Origin of the sequence: Bacillus sp. C30, assembly GCF_040838255.1 — a bacterium.
In the GTDB taxonomy this organism is placed as follows: domain Bacteria; phylum Bacillota; class Bacilli; order Bacillales; family Bacillaceae_G; genus Bacillus_A; species Bacillus_A mycoides.
Genome location: NZ_JBFPJH010000160.1, coordinates 1 through 7,831, shown reverse-complemented (window position 1 = coordinate 7,831; position 7,831 = coordinate 1). Strand labels below are relative to the sequence as shown.

Annotated in this window: 7 protein-coding genes and 1 pseudogene; all 8 read right to left on the bottom strand. The window is 34.2% G+C overall.

Annotated features, from left to right (window positions below; translation table 11 throughout):
- On the bottom strand, window positions 1-633 hold a 633-nt coding region (locus AB3X49_RS14795; protein ID WP_367963021.1), incomplete at its 3' end, for an ATP-binding cassette domain-containing protein.
- Window positions 626-967 (bottom strand): GntR family transcriptional regulator, encoded by a 342-nt coding sequence (locus AB3X49_RS14790; protein ID WP_002035164.1) that lies wholly within the window; start codon window positions 965-967, stop codon window positions 626-628. The genes AB3X49_RS14790 and AB3X49_RS14795, both read right to left, overlap by 8 nt.
- 263 nt (window positions 968-1,230) lie before the next feature.
- Complete coding sequence (locus tag AB3X49_RS14785; protein ID WP_367963018.1) at window positions 1,231-2,049, bottom strand: DUF4097 family beta strand repeat-containing protein; 819 nt, start codon at window positions 2,047-2,049, stop codon at window positions 1,231-1,233.
- Window positions 2,050-2,184: 135 nt separating this feature from the next.
- Window positions 2,185-2,964, bottom strand: coding sequence for an alpha/beta hydrolase family protein (locus AB3X49_RS14780; protein ID WP_367963016.1), 780 nt, complete (start codon window positions 2,962-2,964; stop codon window positions 2,185-2,187).
- Between the two features lie 77 nt (window positions 2,965-3,041).
- Window positions 3,042-3,557: a DUF3887 domain-containing protein gene (locus AB3X49_RS14775; RefSeq protein WP_367963014.1), complete on the bottom strand. Its 516-nt coding sequence runs from the start codon at window positions 3,555-3,557 to the stop codon at window positions 3,042-3,044.
- Between the two features lie 201 nt (window positions 3,558-3,758).
- Complete coding sequence (locus AB3X49_RS14770) at window positions 3,759-4,448, bottom strand: permease (RefSeq protein WP_367963011.1); 690 nt, start codon at window positions 4,446-4,448, stop codon at window positions 3,759-3,761.
- A gap of 42 nt (window positions 4,449-4,490) precedes the next feature.
- Complete coding sequence (locus AB3X49_RS14765) at window positions 4,491-5,327, bottom strand: ATP-binding cassette domain-containing protein (protein ID WP_367963009.1); 837 nt, start codon at window positions 5,325-5,327, stop codon at window positions 4,491-4,493.
- A gap of 1,187 nt (window positions 5,328-6,514) precedes the next feature.
- A pseudogene (locus tag AB3X49_RS14760) lies at window positions 6,515-7,363 on the bottom strand (serine hydrolase domain-containing protein); the annotation flags it as partial.
- Between the last annotated feature and the right edge of the window lie 468 nt (window positions 7,364-7,831).

Sequence of the window (7,831 nt, the reverse complement as noted above, 5' to 3'; positions counted from 1 at the left end):
ATCATTTGTATCGGCATATAATTTGAGTTCCCCTTTATCAATGATAAGAAGTTTTCCCGCAACTCTGGAGATTTCATCTATCAGGTGTGTGGAAACAATAATGATTTTTGGTTTTTGGTCATTGCATTCCTGTAATAAGTCGTAAAAATTTTTGCGTGTAATAGCATCAAAGCCTAAAACGGGTTCATCTAAAATAATCACATCTTTATTACTAGCCATTCCAAGGATTGTATTGACCATAACCTTCATCCCAAAAGATGCCTGTTCATACTTTTTGCTTAAGTCGAGTTTGAATTTTCGCGCAATTTCCATTGCAAACTCAATGTCAAACTGACTATTTAATTCGTTTGCCGTCTTGAATAAATCCTTTATACGCATGTTAAAATGTTCTGCATCACTTGCAACAAAATGAACTTGCTCCGGCATATGCAGCATATCAACGGGATTTCCGTTCACTGTGATGTTGCCAGTACTAGCATTATGATGACCCGCAATTAATTTGAGAAAGGTAGTTTTTCCTGCCCCATTTTTACCTAACAAACAGTAAATACCGGGTGAATCTAAGGTTACGGAAAAATTCCGTAACCCTTCATTTTTTCCATAATATTTGGTTACATTGGATAACTTAATCATCGTTTTCCTCCATTACTAATTTAATGATTTCCTCTCGTGATATACCAATTTTCATCGATTGTCGAATCGTATCTAACAGCTCTTTTTTTCGCTCGTCCAATATGATTTTCTTTGCCTCATTGGTTACTGCCATTCCAATCCCTCTCTTTTTATAAAGCACACCTTTATCTGCGAGAATCTTCACGGCCTTCACCGATGTAGTTGGGTTTACTGAGAGAAGTTTTGAAATCTGAGTGGTTGAAATAATTAAGTCATTCGGGTTATATGTACCAGATAAAATGTCATTTTCAATCATCTCTGCAACCTGTGCAAATACGGGTTTCTCAGTTCTCATGAGCACTTCCTTCCCCCACCGTTGTATGGTTAATGATTTGAGTCACTAACCGATATTACAATATACCTATCAACTTGTCAAGTTGGTAGGTATATTGCAAGAGGTGGGCGCTCATCAATGTAGGACCGTAATGTGCTTCACTCGGCGGTTTAGAAACCAAAAAAAAGGTGATAATCAAAGAAACCGACCCATTTTGAAAAAAATTGATCAAAATAGGTCGGTTTCTTTGAAGTTTTAAAAATTCAAGTTTTATAATATTAAGATTAACGAACAAATTCCAGGTTTATGTCCCCATTATTAGCGCTGACATCTAATTTTTTATCACCACCGCTTTTATTTTCTGGTAGATTGTTTTTACCTTTAGAAACATGGCTCGAGATACTAAATACATCATACGATCCTACAATAGTTCCATTTATACTGCCATTTTTTGATTTTAATTTTAATGCATCGTCAACCGCAACTTTTTCTATATCTAGGTTACCATTTGAAACCGATGCATCAATGGAACCTTTTACATCAACATTTGATAGATTTATATCGTCATTTTTGGTTTCCACTTTGAAGCTTTTTTCACTTTTTACATTTGAAGCTTTTATTTTCCCATTTGAAGTTGTTGCCTCAACGGAACCGGATATATTTACTTCTGATAGATTAATATCTCCTTTAGATGTTTTTATTTCAATACCGCTTTCCATACCGCGTGGAACCGATATCTTTACATTTCTATGTGTTTTATCAGAATTAAGGCCAACATAGTCTTTCAATTCTTTATTAGTATTGGCTTTCATTATTAAATTCTTTTCACCTGAGACATCTATTGCATATGATTCTTTATCATTTTCAAAATACATAATATGAATCTCATTATCGTTTGATTTTACCACATCAACACTACGATCCATATCAGACAGAGATATTTGGGAAATCTTATCTGCTTCTATTGAATAGCTCTTTTCCTCATATTTTATTGGATGATTTTGCTTATCAGAACTAGTATCATTTGTACATGCAGAAGTAAAAACTAGTACTGAACCAACAACAACAGTGACAGGTAAGACCTTTTTAAAAACTTTTTTCATAATTTAAAACACCACTTTCTAAATAAATACATAATTTAATTTTTATTTTTGGAATTCAGCCAAAATGTTTGTATTTTGCCCGAATCTATACTTTTCTTTACAAAAGGGTAATATTTTGCTCTCATTTTAAGTGAATTAATGTTGAGCGTTAACCCATCCTGAGACATCCTCTATCACTTGAGAATCTACATGAGCTGGTTTATTGTAAATACTTCCGTCAAATTTATCTGCGGAACCGCCTGGCATAAACAAATGACTCAGCCCTGGATAGAGCTTGAAACTAACATCGTCTTTACCCGCAAGTGTTTCCTGCCACAGTTTATAATCCACTTTTTCTAAAACATGAAAATCAGTTGTACCTTGAATGATAAACATCGGGATATCAAGATTTTTAGCAATGCTCGCTCCATTAATTTTATTCAAACTACTCCAGTAACTAGCTGGATAACCAAGTAAAACTTCTTTTTTGTCAGAGGTGTTGAGTTTTTTTATTTTTTGTACTGACTCTTTCGTATTTTCCATTTCCTCTTTTTTACGCTCGCCCGATAGTTTTGTATCTTGTTCCACTCGCAATGTAGTCTGTGTCAACACTACATCCTCTAAACGACGTAGGGTACCTGCCATTGAGACAAAACCTTTTATTTCTGGATTATCTTGTGCAATCTTTGGTCCCAGTAAACCACCCTGGCTATGCCCAATTAGATAGATCTTATTACTATCTACTCTTTTATCTTCTTTAACAAGTCGTACTGCCTCTTTAGCATCTTTCAAATATTCTGTTTCCACATCGAAAACATCATTCGGATAGGCATAAGAACGTTTGTCATAACGGATAGAAGCAATTCCCTTTTCTGCAAGACCGTGTGCATTATCTGCAAAAGGACGATTAAGACCCGTACCAATGATAGAGTCCATATTATTGGGACCAGACCCCTGAAGCAAAATTGCAACCGGTGGTTTTTCTATTCCTTTCGGGAGAGTTAACAACCCATTCAATTTTTTTCATTGTACCCAACTTTAATCGAAGATTCTTCCCATTTTTCACCTTTCTCTGGTTTCACTATAAGTGGCTGCATTTCAGTTTGAACGTCTGCTACCTTGCCATCCTTTGTATAAACAAAAGTGGTTTGCAAATTATTTTTACGATGTACTGTGGTAATAGACACTTTTCCATTTTTATCTTTCGAATTAAATACTTCCGATTCTGTATCTAGAGCAGGCCCTAATTGAGATATTAAAGCTTTCCATTTAGAAGCAAACTCTTCCTTAGGTAATTTACTTGTCATTTCCTGAGTTACATTTTTATAAAGTTGATCGAAATCATTTTTCTGAAATTGCTCCAAGTAGGCTGCACTTTTCATTTTTAAATCTTTCTCATCAAAACTTTTTGTACCTTGCGTAACATTTTGCTTTTGTGAACTCTCATCTGGCTTTTCAGGCGTTGTACCACAAGCTGCAAGTGAAATCACTATCGCACTTGCTATAATAGGCTTAGTAAACTTAAACATAATAATCCCTCCACTAATCTTTAGTTAATAATTTCAACGTGTATGAAGTGGTCTATAATGGTGAAGATAGGCATTTTTATATTCTATACGAGTCTCAGTATGCAATCCTGCCCTATTTACTTACACTCAGCAAAACAATGAATACTCATTTCACCTTTATGATCCCAATCTTTTAGTAACTGATAACGTATTAATTGTGATTTAAATCTTCTTACGACTTACGACCAAGGCACATAAAACATAGACAATAGCAGATACCCCAAGACAACTTATAATTTGAATAACTGCGTTTGGAGTAAAAATTAGGGTGTCAAATATCAAACCTAATACTTTTCGAAGAGAAGCAATAGGTGTAAATATACAAATAACAGCTACAATGATAATATCCGTAAGCCAACCGTACCAAGATCCCTGGATTGTAGTTAATGTATGAACAATTAAACCTACCATCAGCATAAATACAAATTGACGAATGAAGGCAATACTAACACCATTATTATCCCAACCAAAAACACCAATTGGGTTGGCTACAAATCCGTTATCACCTACAGGTATTAATTTATCTAAATAAAGATAGCAAAGCACTGTAAATATTGAAATAATGAGGGCAAAGCCAATATAATTTATAAGAATTCCTCTCATATAATCCAGCTTTTTTACATTAAGATTCATAATCTTCCGGAAATTCTTAGCGGGAATGAGCATCGCGCTCATTAAAATTATGATATAAGAATAAAATCCAAAACTTAAGGAAAAACCCCCTTTATTAGATGTTCCTACTAAATCATTGATCACGTAACTAATTATTTGTAAGACGATCGCTACGAAAAAAATAACGTACGATAATTTTACTTTCTTAAAATTCAGCTTTGCTACAGCAAGTGCATTCATCTTGATTCCTCCTAGTTTTATATTTTCACAAACAAGGTCTCTTTATTCTTCTCCAACAAGACTAATGAAGAAATCTTGTAGACCCAATGGTGAAATAATTACTGTGTCTGTATCCTCAATTGGCTTATCAAAAATGTATTGTGATACAAATCCACCCACGTTCTTTTTACCAATAATATTTAGACCTTTTGTTACCTGTTCGACGACATCAACCGGACCTGTTACAGAATAAGCCATTTCATCAATATCATTTGTATCGGCATATAATTTGAGTTCCCCTTTATCAATGATAAGAAGTTTTTCTGCAACACTAGAGATTTCATCTATCAAGTGCGTGGAAACAATAATAATTTTTGGTTTCTCTTCGTTGCATTCTTGTAATAAGTCGTAAAATTTTTTGCGTGTAATGGCATCAAAGCCTAAAACCGGTTCATCTAAAATAATCACATCTTTGTTACTGGCCATTCCAAGAATTGTATTGACCATAACCTTCATACCAAAAGATGCCTGTTCATATTTTTTATTTAAGTCCAGTTTGAATTTTCGCGCAATTCCAATCGCAAAATTAAGATCAAACTGATTGTGCAGTTCATTTGCAGTCTTAAATAGATCCTTTATACGCATGTTAAAATGTTCTGCATCACTAGGAACGAAGTATACTTGCTCCGGCATTCGCATCATATTCACAAGGTTTCCCTTAACTGTGACTTGACCCGCACTAGCATTATGATGACCCGCAATTAATTTAAGAAAGGTAGTTTTACCTGCCCCATTTTTACCTAGCAAGCAGTAAATACCGGGTGAATCTAAAGTTACGGAAAAATTCCGTAATCCTTCATTTTTCCCATAATCTTTGGTTACATTGGATAACTTAATCATCATTTTCCTCCATTATTAATTTAATTATTTACTCTCGTGATATATCAATTTTCTAATTGTATCTAGCAGTGCTTTCTTCGCTCGCCCAATATGATCTGTTGGGCTTCACCAGTTACTGTCATTTCGATTCCACGCTTTTTATAGAGCAAGCCTTAATCCGTAAGAATCCTAACAACCTGTAACGATGTAGTTGGATTTACTGAGAGAAACTTAGAAATCTGAGTAGTTGAAATAATCAAATCATCCGGGTTATATGTATCAGATGAAATATTATTTCCAACCATATCTGCAACCTGTGCAAGTACGAAACTCTGAATTCTCATGGAACTTGATCTTTTATCGTTATATGGTTAATGACTTAAGTCACTAACCAAACTTACAATATACCCATTTACTTGTCAAGCTCCATATTTTAGGTAGGCGCTCTAAGAGTGATTTATAGTTCTGAGAATGCTTTTTTGTTTAAATCATTCGGAATCTATATTCCAAATAAACTAGTAATTCTAGTCATCCCTGCAACTTATACAAGTAGAGAATTCTGAGTTCTCATGGGACCTCCTTCTCTTAACGTTGTATGGTTAATGATTCAAATCACTAACCAAACTTACAATATACCCATTTACTTGTCAAGTACCAAATTATAGATGATTGCTCTTCAAATACTTTAACATTCCAAGTGGTTGTAATACTCCAATCATTCAGACTGTATACTCCAGATATAACGTCATTCTCAATCATCGCCGTAACCTTTGTGTACAAAAATATTTTTTAATTTTCATGAATCACACCACTACCGTTATGCAGTTAATGATTTAAGTCATTAACCAAATTTACAGTATGCCAATTAACTTGTCAAGTTTCATCTTTGAGTTGAGTAAAACTTTAGGTGCCTCAGCCCCATTACTTGCTTCTATATTAAACAACTTGCCATCATTATTAGAAAAGAAATTCACTGGAAAAATCCCATGAATATGATTCCATTTGCAAAACCAGAGTTCTGTCCTATACTTCCAAATCCATGTTGTTCTTGTAAATATAGAACAGCTAAATGGCAATAAATAAAAAAGCAGGACATTGAATCGTCATGCTTTTTTAAATTAAGAAATCAATCCTTCCCCCAATAAATACCTTTTCAAACACCTCTTCCAACCAATATATGAGGATTACCCACATCTTTTATAGAAAATCTACTTCTTATTGTTTTTTTCTCTTTCTAAAACAATTTCCGCTATTTCATAAGCATAATTATGAGGGTCAAATTCGTCATAGTTACTTAATACCGCAATAGATAATCCATCTTCTGGGAACCGTATGAAGTGTGAACTATAACCAACCCATCTCCCTGAATGTTCCACATATTAGCAATTATAACCATCTGCAATTTCCAATCCAAAAGCATACTCTTCATCATCAATGATCGTCTCCCCAGTTGGAGAAATTTTCGGACCAATTTCACTCATCCTTTTCGTTAAATCTTTTCCACCAACGGTACCTGCAGTTAAATTCTCTCCCCATATTACTAAATCTTCAACAGTTATATGAGCACCGCCATCTCCTGTATGTTCCCAAGGGCTTTCATAGATTTCATATGTTCCTTGTTTATTCTTCAAGTACCCCCTAGCGATTGATATAGAAGTTGGAAATCTGTCCACTATTGTTGTATCTTTCATATTTAAGGGGTTAAAAATACGCTCCTTCATAAATTCACGCAGGCACCTGCCACTCACCTTCTCTATTACTTGCGATAATAGAAAATATCCTGTATTGCTATACTCAAATTTAGTTCCTACTGGGAACCTTTCCATTTGATGCTTATTAAGGTGTTCTAGCGATTCTTCAGGGGTTAATTTATCAGTAAATTTAATATTCATTTCTTCAGCTATTTCCATAAAATCAACTAGTCCACCAGTATGATGAATTAAATGTCTCAATGTCACAGGTTCAGCATATGCACCTATAGAAGGAACAAACTTTATAATTGAATCATCCAAACTTAATTTCCCCTCTTGTTCTAAGAGTAAAATAGAAAATAAGGTTATAGTAAGAACTAAAAATCAGACTTATTAAAATATCTAAGAGCGAGTAGCAAAATGGGCGCGCTAGACAAGTAAGATTCTGACTATTCCGCGAAAAGAATTTGAATACTCCAAAGGGTGGGTAATGAAGTACAACGGGATGCCTCAATACCGAAAATAATAGGAATACCTCGTATCCCGTATATATCTCCCTCCTGTTTCCTTTGTTTATGCAAAAACATATAGTTACTACATGAGCTGTTCTCATAAATATTTATCGGTTTCTCATTCCTTTATATGTTCCTCAAAAAATACCTCATAGGATAGACTTTTCCATTGTCTATCCTATGAGGTATTTTTCATTTTACTTTTTCGACTCCTACAATTTCTAAACCATCCCGTTCATTTTTAACTCTATTTTCAACTGCTCGAATTACTTTTCCTATTCGTTTTGCTAACTGATTTAATGGTTTTTGTAATATATTAGAT

Coding starts and splice junctions, on each gene's coding strand:
- AB3X49_RS14790 (WP_002035164.1), bottom strand. CDS start 967: ATGAGAACTGAGAAACCCGTATTTGCACAGGTTGCAGAGATGATTGAA.
- AB3X49_RS14785 (WP_367963018.1), bottom strand. CDS start 2,049: ATGAAAAAAGTTTTTAAAAAGGTCTTACCTGTCACTGTTGTTGTTGGT.
- AB3X49_RS14780 (WP_367963016.1), bottom strand. CDS start 2,964: ATGGACTCTATCATTGGTACGGGTCTTAATCGTCCTTTTGCAGATAAT.
- AB3X49_RS14775 (WP_367963014.1), bottom strand. CDS start 3,557: ATGTTTAAGTTTACTAAGCCTATTATAGCAAGTGCGATAGTGATTTCA.
- AB3X49_RS14770 (WP_367963011.1), bottom strand. CDS start 4,448: ATGAATGCACTTGCTGTAGCAAAGCTGAATTTTAAGAAAGTAAAATTA.
- AB3X49_RS14765 (WP_367963009.1), bottom strand. CDS start 5,327: ATGATTAAGTTATCCAATGTAACCAAAGATTATGGGAAAAATGAAGGA.